This is a genomic window from Paractinoplanes globisporus DSM 43857 (assembly GCF_000379645.1).
GTDB lineage: Bacteria > Actinomycetota > Actinomycetes > Mycobacteriales > Micromonosporaceae > Actinoplanes > Actinoplanes globisporus.
Window position 1 is genome coordinate 39807 of record NZ_KB903358.1, and the last position, 17387, is coordinate 57193.

The window sequence follows — 17387 nt, forward strand, 5'->3', positions numbered from 1 at the left end:
GGCATGACGACAGCTCGGGCCGCCACCAGTGCCTTCGACTCGCTGCGCCTCGACGCCGTGCCCGACCAGGAGGCGCTGCGCCGGGCCTACGAGCTCCCCAGCGACGCGGCCGTCCGCAAGCAGATGACCGAGCTGACGGAGCAGACCCGGCGGTTGATCGCCTGCTCGTCGCTGGTCTTCGTCGCCAGCGTCGACGCCGAGGGCAACTGCGACGTCTCCCCGCGCGGCGGCCCCGCCGGGTTCGTCAGCATCCTGGACGCACGGACCGTGGCGATACCGGACGCGACCGGCAACAAGCGTCTGGACACCCTGCAGAACGTCGTCGCGACCGGACGGGCCGGGCTGCTGTTCGTCATCCCGGGGCGCACGACGACGCTCAGGGTGAACGGCCGGGCCTGCGTCTCCACCCGCCCCGACCTGCTGTCCCAGCTGACCGCCGTGGGCAAGCCGCCGGCCAGCGCGCTGGTGCTGGGGATCGAAGAGGTCTACCCGCACTGCCCCAAGTCGCTCCTGCGCGGCGCGGCGTGGAAGCCGGACCAGTGGCTCCCGGCGGACGCCCAGCCGACCTCGGCCGAGGTGACCCTGGCCCAGCTACGGATGCCGGAACTGACGATCGCCGACATCGAGCAGGCGGAGGCGGACATGCTGAAATACCGGTACGAGTAACGCGCTCAGGGGGCGGGGAGGGTCGCGCAGAGCTTGCGGGGGATGTCGGCGACGGCGCCGCAGCCGCGTTCCTTCGAAGTCGCGACCGTGTCCCAGCCGCCGGGCTCGACCCAGCGCAGGAAGTAGCGGCGGGTGTTCACCGAGGGCGTGCAGCCGTCGCGGCCGCCGGCGCCGCACGGGACCGGGTCGTCGGGGACGGTCATGACCAGCCAGCGGCCGTCGCAGGCCTCGACGTCGCCGTGGGAGTGGCGGGAGACGTCCATGCCGCCGACCGTCACGTCGATCCAGCGCTGGTCGCAATGGTCGGCGGGCATGGGGTCGCAGCCGAAGGTCTTGTCGCAGCGCTCGTAGGAAGAGGCGCCCGCCGGCTTCCAGATCTCCTGGTTGAGGACCACGCGGCGGCCGGCGATCGGGGTCGGCGAGGTCAGCGGCACGACCGCGCTGCCGTGCGCCGTGCAGGCGCCGACCGTGGTGGTCAGCCGCGAGTCCTGCACGACGTTGGCGTAGATGAGGTTGTTCTCCTCGGTGTTGTAGCCGATGCGCGGGTTGCGGGAGCAGCCGTCGGCGCCGGCCAGCACGGTCACGTCGAGCAGGAGCTCGCGCGGGTTGTCGCCGGGCCGCACCCCGGTGACGTCGGCCTGGACGGTGGTCCACGGCGAGTCCGTCGCTTGTGGACTGGCCGGCCCGGCGCAACCGGCCAGCAGCGCGGCGGTGAGCAGGATCCCGATCGTTCGGCGCATGGGGACGATCCTGGCGTAAGGACGCAAGGATCCTCACGCGTACATCAGATGCAGCATCATCCCGGCGTCGGCGTGGGCCAGATTGTGGCAGTGGTTGACCCATACACCCGGATTGTCGGCCTTGAAGGTGACCTCCCAGACGTCGCCGGGCCGGACGTCGAACGAGTCGAGCCACAGCGGGCTCCCGGTGGCGGCCTTGCCGTTGCGGGACAGGACCAGCACCCGGTGACCGTGCAGGTGCCAGGGATGCACGACCATCGAGCGGTTGACGATGGTGAATTTCACGGTGTCTCCGAGATGGACGATCTCGGTGGGGATGTCGGGATAGGCGGCGCCGTCGACGGTGTGTGCGTAACGCGGGAGCAGTCCGTGCAGGTCCAGGCCGCGGTCGAGCACCAGGGTGAAGTCGCGGTCGTAGTGCGACCACGGCGGCGGTGCCGGAGCGCCGTAGGTGAGCGGATCCAGTGCCGGCCACCCGGCGGTCGCGGCGGAGACCTCGCCCGTCGACCAGACCGCCCGGCCGTCGACCTGCAACCCGACCGGCGTCGCGGGCGCGGTGAACGTCAGGTCGTAACGGCCGCCGGCCGGGATGAGAACCGCGGTGCCCTGCAGCGGCGTGGGCCCGCGCAGGTCACTGCCATCGATGGCCGCCACACCGAAGGCGGTGCCGGCCAGGGCGTACCGATGCGTGGTGTTGTCGGTGTTGATCAGCCGCAGCCGCACGGGAGAGCCGGCGGCGACGGTCTCGGTGGTGGCGGCCGGCAGCGGGTGCCCACTCAGCGTGTGGACGGGCAGCGTGACGTCGACGCCGGTGATCGGGGCCGGATGGACGACGAGCGCCCCGTAGAGCCCCATCCGCACGCCGAGGTCGGAGACGGAATGCGTGTGATACCAGTACGTGCCGGCCTGGTCGGCGCGGAACTTGTAGACGAACTCCTGCCCCGGCAGCACGGCCGCCTGGGTCACGTCGGGCACGCCGTCCTGGCTGTTCGGCACGTCGTAGCCGTGCCAGTGCAGGGTGACGCCCTTCTTGATGTCGCGATTGCGCAGCGTCACCTCCAGGATGTCACCGACCGTCGCGGTGATCTGCGGACCCGGCACCTGCCCGTTGAATCCCCACGCCTTGACCTCGCGCTCGTCGACCCGAACCGTCGTCATAGCCGCCGTCAGCGTGAACCGTTTCGTCGGGGCGCCCAGGGCCGGCTCGGCCGCAAACGAGTGGTGATGAGAGGCCGGCGCGCCCGGCGAGACGGCCAGCCCGGTGCCGCCGACCAGCGCTGCCACCGCCACCGCCAGGGTCGCCCGGGAGACCCGTCGATGAGGCCGCGGCCCGAGGAACCGCCAGGTGACCGCGGTGGCCGCCGCGACGCCGGCGACCGCGAGCAGTCCCACGCCTGTCGACGCCGGATAGCCGTGCAGGACCGTCACCAGCAGGGCCGCGGTCTGGCAGTACCCGGCGAAGAGCAGGGCGACCGGCCCGGGCCGGACCGCGACGACCGCGAGCGCGACGACCGCGAGCGGCGCCGCGATGAGGATCTTCTCCTCCGCGAACCACCACCCGGCGTGGGCGAGCGCGACGGTGGTGACCCCGCGCGCCAGCGTGGCCAGCAGCGCGAGGGCACCGACGCCCAGCGCGACCGGGCGGCGCCCCGCGGCCGCCGCGGCCCCGGCCCCCAGCCAGCCGGCCGCCGCGAGTACTGCGACCAGGAGGTCGACGACGATCAGCGACCCGGTGCTCACGACGCCGGCACCAGATCCACAGCCGGGGCGTCAAGCTTGCGGGCCGCCCGGAGAAGGGCCACCACGACGTGCACCGCGACGATGCCGTTGACCGCGTGCAACCCGCCGATGGTCAGGCTGACCGGCGTGCTGTCGCCCGACGCGTCGGTGAGCCCGTTCGCGAGCGCGGCCAGCAGCACCTGCAGGACGACCAGGCCGAGCGGCAGCGCGGCCAGCCCGATGATCCGGCCCGGCGCCTTGGCGAGCGCCGCGAACAGGATCGTGAGCAGGCACAGGACGGGGATCACCGCCATCCCGGTGATGCTGTGCAGCCGGTACGAGCCGTCGCCGCCGGCCGGTTTGTGGAACGCGCCGACGGCGGCGAACACGAACTGCAGGGCGAACACGGCCAGCAGCAGGCCGCTGGTGATGACAAGAGCCTTGCGCATGACGACCTCCTAGTGGTGGGCCGGGTCGAGCGCCCGGGCGACGTTGTCGGTGGCGGCGATCGCGCCGTACGCGACGAGGCGGACCAGGTCCGCGTCCCCCGGGTGGGACAGGCGCCAGAGCTCGACGTCGCCGCGGCCGATCGCGGCGGGCGCGAACGCGGCGAGCAGCGCGATCCGGGCACCGACGCGCTCCTCCGCCGGCAGCTCGCGGACGAGCTCGGTGGCCCAGTCGACGGGCTGGTCCGGGTGCCGGCCGTCCTCCCAGTGCACGGTGCCGGCGACGGTGCGCCGGGCCATCTCGCCGAGCAGGTCGCCCCCCGTGGTGGCGACCTGCCGCAGCACCGCGTACGCCACGCCGACCGAGCTGTCCCCGGCCCAGGCGGGTGGCACGACGGCCGCGCCGTCGACGAGCGGGCGGCCCGGTTCGAGGTTCCGCCGGGCGGTCCGGGCGTAGAGCCGTCCCCCGGCCGAGCGCACCGCCGGGAACCGCTGCAGGCCACCGGGGAGCAGGTCCGGCGCGAGCAGCGCCGAGACGACCCGGTTGATGAAGTGGAAGGCGAGCATGGTGCCGGTGATTTCGGGCGGGTACGGGCTGCTCCAGCCGTGCGCCCGCGGGCTGCGGCTGGCCTCGGCCCAGGCCACGAGCTCGGCGTGCCGGAGCCGGCGCGGGGTGCCGCCCTGGGCGATGGTCTCGGCCAGCTCGTGCTCGCCGAGCGCGTGCAGCAGGGTGACGTGGGCGTCGACGCAGAAGCGGCAGCGGTTGGCCCGGGACACCGAGGAGGCCACGACCTCGCGCTCGACCCGGTCGCTGTCGCCGGCCAGCAGCGCCTCCCGCATGAGCCCCCAGGTCGCGGCCATCAGCTCCGGCACGACCGAGAGCGCCTGGAAGGTGGGCATCGGCCCGAGGAAGTCCTCCCGCAGCTGCCGCTGGACCTCGGCGACCAGGCCGGTCGCGGCCCTCGCCGGTGGTGGGGTGAAGAAGCGATATGTCATGAGGTCGATGCTTGACCCGGCGCTCCCGGAAAGCGTCGTGCCGCCGCAGGCACTCCGAAGTCCGCCGCCACGACCGCCGCGGTACGCCGACGTACTGCGGATGCGGGATGCCCGCCGCCGATCGGCGTCTTAAAGTGCGACCATGCGCCGTCCCGATCTGCCCTACGCCCTCGGTGGCGTCGCCATCGGCGTCCTGCTGCTGGCCGACGCGCTGATCGCGCCCGACGCCGGCCCGGTGCGGGCGCTCGACGTCCTGCTCATCGTCGTCACCGCGGCCGCCGTGGCGCTGTGCCGGCGGTTCCCGGTGCCGGCGATGGCGGTGGTGACCGTCACGATGCTCGCCCTGCACATCCGGGTGCACGCCGGGGTGTCCGCCGCGTTCCCGGTGCTCGGCACCGTCTACGTCGCCGCCTGGCGGGGTTACCGGGTCCCCGCCGCACTGGCCAGCCTGATCTTCCTCGGCGGGTTCCTGGCCCGCGACATCTCGGTCGCGCCGGCCGGGCGGCCCGGTCAGGAGATCGTCGAGCGCACCTCGCTGCTGCTGGGCTGGTTCGTGGCCGCCAACGTCGCGGGGCTCGTCGCGCGGCAGCACCGGGCCTACCTGGAGCAGGTGGAGCAGCGGGCGCTCGAGGCCGAGCGGACCCGCGAGGAGATGGGCCTGCGCCGGGCCGGAGAGGAGCGGCTGCGCATCGCCCGCGACCTGCACGACTCGTTGACCCACAGCATCTCGGTGGTCAAGGTGCAGGCCGGGATCGCCGTGCACCTGGCCCGCAAGCACGGCGAGGAGCCGTCGGCCGCGCTGCTGGCGATCCAGGAGGCGAGCGGCGCGGCGATGCGGGAGCTGCGGGCGACCCTCGACGTGCTGCGCTCCCCCGACGCCGACACGGTCGGGCTGGCCCGGGTGGACGAGCTCGTGGAACGGACCCGGGCCGCCGGGTTCCCGGTGCAGGTAACCGTCGTCGGCGAGCCGCCGGAGCTGCCGGCCGAGGTCGACCAGGCCGGGTACCGCGTCGTCCAGGAGGCGCTGACCAATGTGGCCCGGCACGCCGGTCCGGCCACGGCCGAGGTCCGGGTCGAGTACGCGGACGACCTGCTGACGATCTCGGTGACCGACGACGGGCTGGCCACGGCGAGCCTCCCGGTGACACCGGGCGTCGGCCTGAGCGGGATGCGGGAACGAGTCACCGGGCTGGGCGGCACGCTGCACACGGCGCCGCGCGACGGCGGCGGATTCGTCGTGCGCGCAACGTTCCCACTGGTGACAGCGGCGTCGCTGGAGGGCAGCGCGTGATCCGGGTGCTGCTCGCCGACGACCAGGCGCTGATGCGGGCCGGCTTCCGGGCCCTGCTCGACGCCGAGGACGGGCTGGACGTGGTCGGCGAGGCGTCCGACGGCGCCGAGGCGGTCCGGCTCGCCCGCCGTCTGCGGCCCGACGTCGTCCTCATGGACGTGCAGATGCCCGGGCTCGACGGCATCGAGGCCACCCGCCGCATCGCCGCCGAGCCGGGCCTCGGCGGCGTCCGCGTGCTCATGCTGACCAACTACGGGCTCGATTCGTACGTCTTCGCGGCCCTGCGCGCCGGAGCGAGCGGATTCCTGCTCAAGGACGCCGACCCGGCCGACCTGCTGCAGGCCGTCCAGGTCGTGGCCCGCGGCGACGCGCTGCTCGCGCCGGCGGTCACCCGCACGCTGATCAGCGAGTTCGTCACCGCGCCGGCGCCGTCCGACCCGATGGCCGGGCGCGACCTGCTGACCCCCCGCGAGCAGGAGATGGTCGAGCTGGTGGCGCGGGGCCTGAGCAACGACGAGATCGCCGAGCGGATGGTGATCAGCCCGCTGACCGCGAAGACGCACGTCAACCGGGCGATGACCAAGCTGCACTGCCGCGACCGGGCGCAGCTTGTCGTGTGGGCCTACGAGTCCGGGCTGATCGCGCCGCGCCGCCGATGACACAGTGGACGGACAAACTCGCCCAGCTGATCGCCGTCAGGTCCACGGCCGACCGGCCCGCGGAACTGCGCAAGGCCCTCGATCTGGTGATCGCCGAGGCCGGGCCGGGGCTCACCGTGCGGCGGTTCGAGTCGAACGGCAAGCCGAGCGCGCTGCTGCACCCGCCCGGGGCGGCCGACGACCTTCAGGTGATCCTGAACGCGCATCTCGACGTGGTGCCGGCCCCGGATGAGCAGTTCGTGGCCCGGCGCGACGGCGACCGGCTCCACGGGCGCGGCGCGCACGACATGAAGGCCGCGGCCCTGGTCATGACCGGCGTCTTCCGGGAGGTCGCGCGCTCTCTCCCGTACGGGATGGGCTTGCAGTTGGTGACCGACGAGGAGGTGGGCGGGGCCGACGGCACCGGGCACCAACTGGCCGAAGGGGTGCGGGCCGGCTTCGTCGTGATCGGCGAGCAGAGCGACCTGCGGGTGGTGACCGAGTCGAAGGGGATCTGCCACGCGCGGCTCACGACGACCGGCCGGGCGGCGCACGCGGCCTATCCCTGGCTGGGGGAAAACGCCGTTTTGAAGCTGACCAAAGCCATTCAGAGCGTTTTGGTACGGTATCCCGTCCCGGCCGCCGAGGAATGGACCACCACCGTCAACATGGCCCGGATCGAGACCCCGAACCGCGCCTACAACCAGGTGCCGGCGGCCGCGGAGGCGTGGCTCGACATCCGCTACCCGCCCACGGATCCCGACTTCGCCGGGCGAACCCGCGACGAGATCGCCGCCCACCTCGGCCGGATCGCCGGCGAGACGGCGATCGTCGACACGCTCGGGCCGCCGCACCGCGCCGACCCGGACGGCCCGGGCGTGGTGGCGCTGCGCGCGGCGATCAGGAGCGCCACCGATCGGCCGGGCGACCTGCTGCGGAAGCACGGCGCCGCCGACGGACGCTACTACCACGAGCGCGGGATCGACGCGGTGATCTTCGGGCCGGGCGGGGACGGTCAGCACGGACCGGCCGAGTACGTCGACCTGACCACGCTGCGCCCGTACCACGACGCGCTGGTGGAGTTCACTCGCCGTTGGCCAGCAGCAGCCAGCGCACCCGGCGGATCAGCTCGGCCGGGCTGAACGGCTTGATCAGGTAGTCGTCGGCGCCCACGGTCAGGCCCAGGTCGATGTCGACCTGCCGGTCGCGGCCGCTGAGCATGAGCACGGGGATCTGCGAGGTCGCCGACGACGAGTGCAGCTCGTAGCAGACGCTCAGCCCGTCGAGGCCCGGCATCATCACGTCGAGGATGACCATGTCGGGCTGCTCGCGGTGCACCATGTCGAGCGCCGTGCTGCCGTCCTCCGCGGTGATCGCGTGGTACCCCGCCGCGCCCAGCTTGAACGCGACCAGGTCGCGCACGGTCTCGTCGTCGTCGGCGACCAGGATCGTCGGCTCGGCCAGGTCCGTCGCCCAGTCGGGGACGGGCGCCCCCAGCGACAGCGACGGCAGGGTGAAGGTGGGGACGTTGGACGCCGCGGCAACAACCACTGAGCTCTCCTGACCAGGCGGGGGTTCTTCCTTCGACGGGGCTCTGATCGGCCGGGTCGCGCCCGCCCCCAGAAGAATCTTGGTTGCACGCCGGGTGCGGTCGGCCGGCCCCTCAAGTCCGCGCCCGCGTGACCGTTGGTGAGGCCATGACGCGTCTGCGCACGGCCCTGGCCGGGGTGACCGCGGTGGCCGTCGCCTTCCAGGCGATCGCGCCGCTGCTGCCGGACGCCGTGGCCCGCGCGGTGTCGGACGTGCTGATCGCCCTGGCCGTGGGCAGTGCGGCCGTCACCTACCTGCGCCGGGTTCGCCGCGAGGCCACCCGGCGGGCGCGGGCCGCGGTGCTCGTGGGCGGCCTCGCGGCGGCCGGCTGGGCGATCGCCAACGCGCTGTTCTTCGCGTACGAGATCACGGGTGTCCGGAGCCTGGTCACCCCGGCGGTCTGCCTGTCGGTCGGCGCCGCGCTGCTGCTGCCGCTGGGTGTGCATCTGCTGACCCCGCCGGTGCCGGGCGCCGAGCGGTACCGCCGGTTGATCGACGTGTCGGCGGTGGCGGGCGCGACGTACGCGGTGGCCTGGCTCTACCTGCTGGAACCGGCCCGCCATCGAGGCCCCGGCGGGCTCTCCACGCTCTTCGCCACGCTCGCGACCGGGCCCGAGCTGGCGGCGGCCGCGGTCGCGCTGGTGACCATGTCGCGGAACCTGCCGACCCGCGGCGGGCGGGTGCCACGCCTGCTGGGCGCGACCTCGGTGATCCTCGCGGTCACCGGCATCGCCGGGCTGCGCAACACCGTCGACGGGCGGCAGTGGTACAGCCTCGGCGTGGGCGCCGGCTACCTGCTGGCGGCCGGCGTCATCGCGGTGACCTGCCACCTGCCCACGCCAAGGCCCGAGCCGGCCGGCACCCGGCGGATGATCTCCGGCGGATGGGCGATCCTGCCGTACGTGCCGATCCTGCTGGCCGTGGCCGCGAGCGCCGCGCAGCAGATCGGCGCGGGGGTGCTCCCGCCGGTGCTGGTGTGGGTGCTGCTGGCGACGTTCCTGCTGGTGCTGCTGCGGCAGTTCCTAACCGTGGCGATCGTCGGCCGGCTGGCGATGACGCTCGAGGCCAACCAGGCCGAGCTGGCGTACCAGGCCGACCACGACAGTCTGACCGGGCTGCCGAACCGGTCGTGTTTCCACCGCCGGGGCGGCGAGCTGCTCGCGGCGCACCCGGAGAGCAGTGTGCTGCTGCTCGACCTGGACGGCTTCAAACCGGTCAACGACGCGCTCGGCCACGCCGCCGGTGACGAGGTGCTGCGGGTGGTGGCCGCCCGGCTGGCCGGGGTGGTGCGCCCGGACGACCTGGTGGCCCGGCTCGGCGGCGACGAGTTCGTGCTGGTGCTGGCCGGGGAGCCGGACGCCGCGGCGGCCCGCATCCGGGAGGCGATCGCCGCGCCCATCGCGGTGGGCGGGACGACCGTGAGGGTCGGCGCCAGCATCGGCCTGGCCACCGCGCGGCCCGGCGCCGGCCTGGAGACGCTCGTGCGCGAGGCGGACGCGGCCATGTACGCCGCGAAGGCCGTGACCAAGGGAAGGAGAATGGCGGAGCCACGTCCTTGTGAGACGAGCCCCGCCATTGACAGTGCGGCCGTTTACCGCGCACACCTTGCGTCAGGCCCAGAGGCTAGGTGACCCGCCTCGTGGCGATTTGCCCGCCCCCGGCGATCGTGATCGCGCTCTCACCGGCCGGAACGCTGGGCTACCGGCCGGCTACCGGTCGGTAGCGAACGGTCAGGCCGGTTCGGTCCGCAGGTCGTGCGCCCCGTCCTCGCGGGTCGCCTCGTAGTAGATGCGCTCGCCGCCCGACGGCAGCGTCACCAGGCTCAGGTAGCGCAGGCCGTACGGCGAATGCGGGCTGCCGACCGGGCCCTCGGCCGCGGTGAGCTCGCCGAAGGTGCCGTCGGCCTGGCGCTTGCCGCGGGCCACGCCGGTCCGCTCCTCCCAGTTCTCGGCGGCCGTGGCCCGCCCGTCGTAGGCGACCGTGATCTCGTCGCCGTCGACGCGCACCGACGAGACCCGCACGCCCCGGGCGTCCCACTCCCCCGGCCGCGGCGCCAGCGCGGTGCCGCGCCAGGTCCAGCGCACGCCGTCGGGGCTGGTCGCGTACTCGGTGGTCATCCGGTCGGCGTCGTCCCAGCTCTCCAGGGGGTGCACCGACGCCCACAGGTGCCAGCCGAACTCGTCGTGGTGCAGCACCGGGTCCTTCACGCCCAGGGTCTCGTCGCCGGGCAGCACCGTACGGGCCGGGGCGTCGGCCAGGCCGAACGGCGTCGCGGCCTCGAGCAGGTCGACCCGCCAGTGCTTGGTGCCGGGCGTCGCGGCGCTCACGTACAGCCGCCACGTGCCGTCGTCGGTGTGTACCAGCGCCGGCCGTTCGAGGGACTCGGCCCCGAAGCGCTCCTTGCCGATCTCGGCCACGGTCTCGAAGCGGACACCGTCGCGGGAACGGGCGATCACGTTGGCGATCCCCCGCCCCTCCCCGATCGGCAGCCGCAGCCGGTAGGCCAGGTAGACCCAGCCGTCCACGACGATGGAGCTGGGTGCGCCGGCCCAGGCGCCGGGCTCGTCGCCGGGTGGCTCGACCACGACGGTGGCCTCGTCCCAGCGGGGCAGCGGCAGGGCAACGGTTCCAGTGGTCAAGTAATGCTCCTCCGGGTCGTGGTGACGGACGGGTGATAACGGTCCACCGACAGCCAATCGTCATAGCTCTCCCCGGTGACCTCCCGCAAGAGCGCGATGTCGCCGGCGAACAGCGGCAGCAGCGCCTCCCGCTCGGCCGGGGTGGTCACCGGGCGGGTCCCGCGCTTGCGGTGCAGCACGGTGAGCAGCGGCCCGCGCGCCGCGAGCCGCAGCGGCACCGGGAAGCGATGGCCGACCCGGCCCCCGGTGCGCAGCAGCCACCGCAGCGCCGCGTTGACCGTGGTGTCCTCGACCACATGCCGGTTCACGTTCTCCTTGGGGATCTCGGCGAGCACGCCCGTGTCCACCCCCAGGAACGCGCAGACCCGGTCGAGGGTAGCGGCCGGGCTGTCCTTGAGCTCGCGGTAGCGCAGCAGCAGCACCTGCTCGCGCGGGAAGTGCCGGTAGAGATGCTCGATCTGCCGCCCGTACATGCCGAGGCCGGTGTAATGCCAGAACGCCGCCCAGCCGGCCGCGACCCGCTCGGGCTCGGCGGCGCAGGCGGCCAGGAAGTCGGCCTCCGGCTCGAGGCCCGCGTTCCACAGGTGCGTCCAGTTCGAGTGGGCCCGGTCGACCGGGTCGCGCAGCAGCAGGATCAGCCGGGCCTGCGGCACGAGCGCCTTGATCCGCGCGTGCGCGTCGAGATCGTGCAGGTAGAACGGGGTGGCCTCGCCGAGCAGCGCCCCGTCCGGCGCGCCGGTGAACAGCGCCTCGTAGTCCTCCCGGCGCCAGACGTGCTCCTGGTAGGTCTGCACGTCGCCCGGCCCGCCGTGCCGCGGCGGCGGCCCGTCGGTGAGGAAGAACTTCGGCTCCTTGACCGGGGACAGGTACAGGCCGGGGTGCGGCGCCAGTGCCGCGTGCAGCGCCGTCGTCCCCGCCTTGGGCACGCCGGCGATCAAGAAGTCAGGAAGCGGCATGGGGGTCCCTCCCGTCGTGCGCGGGCAGGCCCGCCCGCACCCTTCAAGTGAGACTTAGCCTACAGGCTTACTAGGCTTTCGCGACCGCTCACCGGCTCGGCACGAGACGGCGCCACCAGCTCGCCCGTCGGAATCGCGCGCACTGATCGGGACCGCAGAGCGCGCACTCGGTACCGCGGCGGTGGTGCTCGTGCGCCTCGTGCGGATGCCCACAGACACAGAGTGCTTTTTCGGCGTTCATCGCTTCACCAACGGTGAGGAAGCCCGAAAGCTACGGGCCGGGGCGGACAGGTCATCGGCGGGTGCCGGCTCCCCTAACCGTACTGCACCCCGGAGGTGACGCTTCGTGATGTCGGCGTTCGGCAAGCTCGGTCGCTCTCCCTTTTCCGACATTTTTTTATTGTCCGGATTTACCAGTTGGAGTCCGATTTGCCGGGGATGCCGGTTAAAACCCTTCAGCGACCCTTCGGCTCTCGCCCGACCGTTACTCTTGGTAATTCCCGAGACCAAAGAGCATACCCATATCGTACGAGGTCAGAGGCGGCGCTGTCGACAGCGGCGCACCACCGATCCCGGCCAAGTTGACGCTACGTAATGTCGCGCTACGGTGGTTCCCAGAAGCGAACGACGTGCGGATCTCCCCCGGAACCCGCCTCAGACGTCTCGTCGCGGCTCGGGAAGGAACTGACCATGGAGCTTGTGCGCACTCTCGGTAACGGCCAAGGCTCACCCACCGTGAGCGTGGTGATCCCGGCGCTCAACGAGGAGCGCAATCTCCCGCACGTGTTCGCCGCCCTCCCCGACGGCATCACCGAGGTGATCCTGGTCGACGGCGGCTCGGTCGACCGCACCGTCGCCGTCGCCCGCGAGCTGCGCCCCGACGTGGTGGTCGTGCACCAGACCCGCACCGGCAAGGGCAACGCCCTTGCCTGCGGCTTCGCGGCCAGCACCGGCGACATCATCGTGATGATCGACGCGGACGGCTCGACCGACCCGCGCGAGATCCCGCTCTTCGTCCAGCAGCTCGTGGACGGCGCCGACTTCGTCAAGGGCTCCCGCTTCGCCCGCGGCGGGCACAGCGACGACATCACCCCGCTGCGCAAGCTCGGCAACGACGGCCTCAACCTGGTGGTGAACGTGCTGTTCGGCACCCGGTTCACCGACCTCTGCTACGGCTACAACGCCTTCTGGCGCAGCGTCGTGCCCACCCTCGACCTGCCCGACCCGCGCCTGCCCCGGCCGGCCGGCGGCGGCAAGCTCTGGGGCGACGGCTTCGAGATCGAAACAATGATCAACATCCGCGCCGCCGCCGACGGCCTCACGGTCGGCGAGGTCGGCAGCGTCGAGCACGCCCGCATCCACGGCCAGAGCAACCTCAACACCTTCCGCGACGGCTTCCGCGTCCTGCGCACCATCCTCAGCGAGTACGGCCGGTCCCGAACCCGCCGCACCACGAAGCCGGCCACGGTCGCGCACCAGCGAGCCACCACCGACTCCCGCAGCCGGGCCACGACCGACTCCCGCAGCCGGGCCACGACCGACTCCCGCAGCCGGGCCACGACCGACTCCCGCAGCCGGGNCTCCCGCAGCCGGGCCACGACCGACTCCCGCAGCCGGGTCACGACCGACTCCCGCAGCCGGGTCACGACCGACTCCCGCGGCCGGGTCACGACCGACTCCCGCGGCGGGGTCACCGCCGAGTCCTGGAGCTGGATCGCCGCCGAGTCGAGGCCCCCGGCCACCGCCGAATCGCGCGGCGCCGGTGTCATGCGGACGCCGCTCGACAAGGCCTACCCCAGCACCCGCCGGCAGAGCGCGAGCCTGCGCGTCCCCGCCCTCGAGAACTGAGCGCCCCCGCCGTGGACGTCACCGTCGTCATCCCGGCCGGCCCGCCGAGCCGATGGCACTCGCTGGTGCGAGCCGTAGCCTCCGCCCGCTCGCAGACCCACCGCCCCGCCGCGGTGATCGTCGTGATCGACCACGACACCGAGTACTTTCACCGGGTCCGCCGCGACCTGCCCGGCGTGACCGTCCTCGAGAACCAACATCTCTCCGCGACCGGCTGCCTGGACACCGGCGCCTTCCACGCCCACACCGAGCTGGTCGCCTTCCTCGGCCACGACGTCTCCGCCGACCCCGGCTGGCTGGCCCGGCTGGCCGTAGCCTTCCGCGACGACGAGGCGGTAGGCGCGGGCGGCACCCTGCGCCCGGACTGGCGCAACGGCCGCCCCCGCTGGCTCCCCGACGAGCTGGTGTGGACGGTGGCCCCGAACGCCCGCCCCGCCGGCATGATGGTCCGCCGCACCGTCTTCCGCCAGGTAGGCGGCTTCGGCCGTCGCCGCGCCGAGCTGCCCATGCGCATGCGAGCCCTGACCGGCGGCAGCTGGCGTCACGTCCCCGACGCCGTAGTCCGCCACGAGGTCCCCGACCCGTCCTTCCGCTCCTTCCTGCACCGCTGCTTCACCGAGGGCCGCCGCGGCCTCCGCCCGCTGCCGAACGCCGCGCTCACCAACTTCCGTCTCGCCCTCCGCGCCCGCCACGCCGACCATGCCCTGCGCGGTGTGAGCGCCTTGGCCGGCATGGCCGCGGCCGCCGCCGGCCTGGTTGTGGGCCGCCCGGCGGGCTCAACGACGGCGCGCTCGGCGGGGCGTTTCGCGGGGTATCCGGGCCGTGCGCAAGAGCACCTGGGCGACGGTGCGGTGGAGAGCCTGTCGTGAAGGACTGGACTCTGCTCACCGCGCCTGAGCTCGACCCCACCGGTGGCGAGCTGCCCGCGGTGGTGCTCGACGTCGACCTCGCCGAGCCGCTGCCGCCGGTGGCCGCCGTGCATCCGGACGGGCGCCGGGTTCGGCGGGCCTGGGTGCTGGCACGGCTGTTCACCGAGCCGATCGGGGCCGCGCTGATCGACGTGCCCGACGGCGGTCTGCGCCCGGCCGGGCTGGGCGCCGCGCTCGCGCCGGCGATCGGTCAGCATTTCGGCGGCCTGCCGGTTCCGATCGACGGGTACACGCCGGCCACCGAGCCCGCCTTTCTGGCCCGCCGGCGCGCGGTGCTCGACGCGGCGCCGCACATCACCGCGGTGGTCTGCACGCGGGAGCGGCCGGGCGCGCTGGCGCGCTGCCTCGACAGCCTGATCGCCCAGCGCTACCCGGCGTTCCGGGTGCTGGTCGTCGACAACGCCCCGATCACCGGCGCCGCCGCCGAGGTGACCCGCGCCGCCGCCCGTCGCGGACCGGTCGACTACCTGCGCGAGGAACGGCTGGGCCGGTCGTTCGCCCGCAATACCGCCGTGCGACAGCTCCCCGGCGAGATCCTGGCCTGGATCGACGAGGACGCGGTCGCCGACCCGCACTGGCTCGCCGAGATCGCCTGCGCCCTGGCCGGCGACCCCGCCGCCGACGCGGTCTGCGGCCTCTCGGTCCCGGCCGAGCTCGAGTCGCAGACCCAGCTCTGGTACGAGCGGCTGACCGGAGCCCGCTCGTTCAGCCGGTCACCGGTGACGAAGCCGTTCACCGAGATCACGCCCGTGGCGTTCCGGGCCGGGGTGATCGAGCGGGTCGGGATGTTCGATACCGCGCTCGGGGCCGGGACGCCGGCCGGGAGCGGTGAGGACGTGCTGGCCCTCGCCCGCGTGCTGGTCGGCGGCGGGCGGGCGGTGCATCAGCCGAGCGCGCTGAGCTGGCGGCATTATCCGAGCGACCTCGACGGGCTGCGCCGTCGTATCACTAGTGACGCCAAGGGAGTCGCCGGGGCGTACATGCGAATGGTTTTTGAAAGGCCAACCCTGCTGGGGAAGGCAATGCGGCACGCGATGCGGGTGCCGGTGGCCGACGGGATCCCGCGTGAGGTGCTGCGGGCGGGCCGCCGGGGGATGGTGGCCGGGCCGGGGGCCTACCTGAGAGGGCGGCGGGTCGCGAAGGCGCGCGATCGGTGACGCCTATAACCGGATATTTCGCTTCTGTCCCTCTGCCGAAAGGTAGAGATCGGACCCGCCCGCGGAGGGAAGCGACCGGCGCCCGAACCGGGGCAGGCTGTCCGCCATGTTCATCGATCCGTTCCGGCTCACCGAGTCCGGGGTCGGGGCCGGCCTGGCACTCGGCTCGGCCACTCTCCCGGCCGCGTGGCACGCGCTCGATCCGGCGCTCGCCACGGTCCTCGCCGCAGTCTGGATCATGCTCACCTCCGGGGTCTACGCGTTACACGCAGTGACGTTCGATTACTTCAGGTTCACAGGTCAGCACCGACGCAGGATTTTTTCGTTCACCCGTAGTGAGGAGTGAACCGTCTTTTCGCCGGGGCCGTAATCACCGGCAAGACGTTGGCGCTTCAACCACCGGGAGCGACGAAGATGTTTCGGTTAATCCAACTGCACAGTGAGAACGGCGTGCCGCGCATCGGCGTCGACTCGGACGGATATGTCAGTGCCCGCACGGCGCTCGCCCATTACCGCAGCCGTCCGGCCGCCTACTTCGGCGTCGGGCGCTTCGACCACGAGGGCACCCTCGCCGAGATCATCCTCGATCGCCTCTGCGGACCGCTGGGCGACTGCCCGCGCCCGGCGTCCGTCGTGCACGCCCGCAGCTATCAGCGGCTCTGCGCGACCTGCTCGCTCGGCCTCGAGGTGCTGACCGTGCCCGAGCTCGCCCGGATCCTCGGCATCGCCTGCCGCCTCGCCCCCGTGCTCGCCCGCTCCGGCCGGCACGCCCGTCTCGAGATGGCGTCGCCGTCGGGCAACCGGATCGCCCGCGAGTTCGCCTCCCACGTGCACGACCCGATCTGGCGCATGGAGCTCTGCGCCGAGCTGAACCGCGACCCCGGCTCGATCAACGGCCTGCTCATCGGCGTCGGCGCGCTGACACACCGCGACGTGCTCGACCTCTACCCGCGGTTGCGCACGCTCGCCGACGAGCTGCCCGGGACCGTTCGCGAGGAGCTGAGCCGGGCGACGGCGCGGCCGCTCTCCCCGGCCGGCGTGGCCGGATTACGCCTCGGGCTTGAGCCCCAGTAGCGTTCGCGCATGAGCTTGACGTTCGACGGCCTCGCTGAACGGGCGAAACGCCTAGTGGCCGGGGGCAGGCGAGCCGTGCTCGGCATCACCGGCGCGCCCGCGGCCGGCAAGACCACCCTCGCCGAGGAGCTGGTCGCCGCGCTCGCCCCCGTCCCGCCGGCCGGGATGACCGCCGGGGACTGGGTCAAGCACGTGCCGATGGACGGGTTCCACCTGGCCGACGTCGAGCTCGAGCGCCTCGGCCTGCGCGATCGCAAGGGCGCGCCCGACACCTTCGACGCGCTCGGTTACGCGGCCCTGCTGCGCCGCCTGATCGAGGACGAGGACGAGGTCGTCTACGCGCCCGGCTTCGAGCGGGTCATCGAGCAGCCGATCGCGGGCGCCATCCCGATCGAGCGCACCGCCCGCCTGATCATCACCGAGGGCAACTACCTGCTGGTCGACAGCCCACGCTGGCGTGCCGTGCGGCCGCTGCTCGCCGAGACCTGGTACGCCGATCTCGACCGGGATACCCGGATGTCCCGCCTGATCGCCCGGCACATCCGCTTCGGCAAGTCCGAGCGGGCCGCGGGCGAATGGGCCACCGGCACCGACGAGCTCAACGCCGCCGTCATCGCCGCCACCCGCGAGCGCGCCGATCTCATCATCCCGCCCGGGCTGATCCACCACGTCGGCACCGCCCCCGACTGAGTGGCATG

18 protein-coding genes are annotated in these 17387 nt (G+C 73.0%); 11 read left to right on the top strand and 7 right to left on the bottom strand.

Going from position 1 to position 17387, the window contains the following annotated elements; genetic code table 11:
* The first annotated feature begins 3 nt into the window (after nucleotides 1-3).
* Entirely contained in the window at nucleotides 4-666 is a 663-nt protein-coding gene (locus A3CQ_RS0149525) for an MSMEG_1061 family FMN-dependent PPOX-type flavoprotein (protein ID WP_020518433.1), read from the top strand.
* A 5-nt stretch (nucleotides 667-671) separates the two neighbouring features.
* Here A3CQ_RS0149525 and A3CQ_RS0149530 read toward each other — a convergent pair whose 3' ends face one another.
* The 4 genes from A3CQ_RS0149530 to A3CQ_RS0149545 are packed head-to-tail and all read right to left on the bottom strand — an operon-like array spanning nucleotide 672 to nucleotide 4567.
* Nucleotides 672-1406 carry a hypothetical protein gene (locus A3CQ_RS0149530; RefSeq protein ID WP_020518434.1) on the bottom strand — a complete coding sequence of 245 codons (735 nt, stop codon included), beginning with the start codon at nucleotides 1404-1406 and terminating at the stop codon, nucleotides 672-674.
* 33 nt (nucleotides 1407-1439) lie between these two features.
* Complete coding sequence (locus A3CQ_RS0149535) at nucleotides 1440-3146, bottom strand: multicopper oxidase family protein (protein WP_020518435.1); 1707 nt, start codon at nucleotides 3144-3146, stop codon at nucleotides 1440-1442.
* A complete protein-coding gene (locus A3CQ_RS0149540) occupies nucleotides 3143-3574 on the bottom strand; it encodes a DUF6220 domain-containing protein (protein WP_020518436.1) in 432 nt (143 codons plus the stop codon). Before A3CQ_RS0149540 ends, A3CQ_RS0149535 begins: the two co-directional genes overlap by 4 nt.
* Before the next feature lie 9 nt (nucleotides 3575-3583).
* The gene (locus tag A3CQ_RS0149545; protein ID WP_020518437.1) at nucleotides 3584-4567 is read right to left on the bottom strand and encodes a carboxymuconolactone decarboxylase family protein; all 984 of its coding nucleotides are present in this window, start codon (nucleotides 4565-4567) and stop codon (nucleotides 3584-3586) included.
* Between the two features lie 142 nt (nucleotides 4568-4709).
* On the opposite strand from A3CQ_RS0149545, the gene A3CQ_RS56770 reads away from it, so the two are divergent.
* The 3 genes from A3CQ_RS56770 to A3CQ_RS56775 are packed head-to-tail and all read left to right on the top strand — an operon-like array spanning nucleotide 4710 to nucleotide 7638.
* On the top strand, nucleotides 4710-5858 hold the full coding sequence (locus A3CQ_RS56770; RefSeq protein WP_020518438.1) for a sensor histidine kinase: 1149 nt from the start codon (nucleotides 4710-4712) through the stop codon (nucleotides 5856-5858).
* Nucleotides 5855-6517: a response regulator gene (locus A3CQ_RS0149555; protein WP_020518439.1), complete on the top strand. Its 663-nt coding sequence runs from the start codon at nucleotides 5855-5857 to the stop codon at nucleotides 6515-6517. Before A3CQ_RS56770 ends, A3CQ_RS0149555 begins: the two co-directional genes overlap by 4 nt.
* Nucleotides 6514-7638, top strand: coding sequence for a M20 family metallopeptidase (locus tag A3CQ_RS56775; protein WP_020518440.1), 1125 nt, complete (start codon nucleotides 6514-6516; stop codon nucleotides 7636-7638). The genes A3CQ_RS0149555 and A3CQ_RS56775 overlap by 4 nt, the downstream gene beginning before the upstream one ends.
* Here A3CQ_RS56775 and A3CQ_RS0149565 read toward each other — a convergent pair.
* A complete protein-coding gene (locus tag A3CQ_RS0149565) occupies nucleotides 7580-8047 on the bottom strand; it encodes a response regulator transcription factor (RefSeq protein ID WP_020518441.1) in 468 nt (155 codons plus the stop codon). The two genes, A3CQ_RS56775 and A3CQ_RS0149565, sit on opposite strands and share 59 nt — an antisense overlap.
* 146 nt (nucleotides 8048-8193) lie before the next feature.
* Here A3CQ_RS0149565 and A3CQ_RS58395 point away from each other — a divergent pair, with 146 nt between their 5' ends.
* Complete coding sequence (locus A3CQ_RS58395) at nucleotides 8194-9717, top strand: GGDEF domain-containing protein (protein WP_020518442.1); 1524 nt, start codon at nucleotides 8194-8196, stop codon at nucleotides 9715-9717.
* A 99-nt stretch (nucleotides 9718-9816) separates the two neighbouring features.
* Here A3CQ_RS58395 and A3CQ_RS0149575 read toward each other — a convergent pair whose 3' ends face one another.
* Nucleotides 9817-10725 (bottom strand): glycoside hydrolase family protein, encoded by a 909-nt coding sequence (locus A3CQ_RS0149575; protein WP_020518443.1) that lies wholly within the window; start codon nucleotides 10723-10725, stop codon nucleotides 9817-9819.
* The gene (locus tag A3CQ_RS0149580) at nucleotides 10722-11681 is read right to left on the bottom strand and encodes a sulfotransferase family protein (RefSeq protein WP_020518444.1); all 960 of its coding nucleotides are present in this window, start codon (nucleotides 11679-11681) and stop codon (nucleotides 10722-10724) included. Before A3CQ_RS0149580 ends, A3CQ_RS0149575 begins: the two co-directional genes overlap by 4 nt.
* A 690-nt stretch (nucleotides 11682-12371) precedes the next feature.
* Here A3CQ_RS0149580 and A3CQ_RS56785 point away from each other — a divergent pair.
* The 6 genes from A3CQ_RS56785 to A3CQ_RS0149610 all read left to right on the top strand — a co-directional run bounded on the left by A3CQ_RS56785 (nucleotide 12372) and on the right by A3CQ_RS0149610 (nucleotide 17379).
* Nucleotides 12372-13529, top strand: a complete 1158-nt coding sequence (locus tag A3CQ_RS56785; protein WP_020518445.1) for a glycosyltransferase family 2 protein — start codon at nucleotides 12372-12374, stop codon at nucleotides 13527-13529.
* An 11-nt stretch (nucleotides 13530-13540) separates the two neighbouring features.
* On the top strand, nucleotides 13541-14398 hold the full coding sequence (locus A3CQ_RS58400; RefSeq protein WP_020518446.1) for a glycosyltransferase family 2 protein: 858 nt from the start codon (nucleotides 13541-13543) through the stop codon (nucleotides 14396-14398).
* The gene (locus A3CQ_RS0149595) at nucleotides 14395-15615 is read left to right on the top strand and encodes a glycosyltransferase family 2 protein (protein ID WP_020518447.1); all 1221 of its coding nucleotides are present in this window, start codon (nucleotides 14395-14397) and stop codon (nucleotides 15613-15615) included. Before A3CQ_RS58400 ends, A3CQ_RS0149595 begins: the two co-directional genes overlap by 4 nt.
* 106 nt (nucleotides 15616-15721) lie before the next feature.
* Complete coding sequence (locus A3CQ_RS0149600; RefSeq protein WP_020518448.1) at nucleotides 15722-15961, top strand: hypothetical protein; 240 nt, start codon at nucleotides 15722-15724, stop codon at nucleotides 15959-15961.
* Between the two features lie 68 nt (nucleotides 15962-16029).
* On the top strand, nucleotides 16030-16689 hold the full coding sequence (locus A3CQ_RS0149605) for a hypothetical protein (protein ID WP_026207079.1): 660 nt from the start codon (nucleotides 16030-16032) through the stop codon (nucleotides 16687-16689).
* Between the two features lie 9 nt (nucleotides 16690-16698).
* Nucleotides 16699-17379 (top strand): nucleoside/nucleotide kinase family protein, encoded by a 681-nt coding sequence (locus A3CQ_RS0149610; RefSeq protein WP_026207080.1) that lies wholly within the window; start codon nucleotides 16699-16701, stop codon nucleotides 17377-17379.
* Nucleotides 17380-17387: the final 8 nt, after the last annotated feature.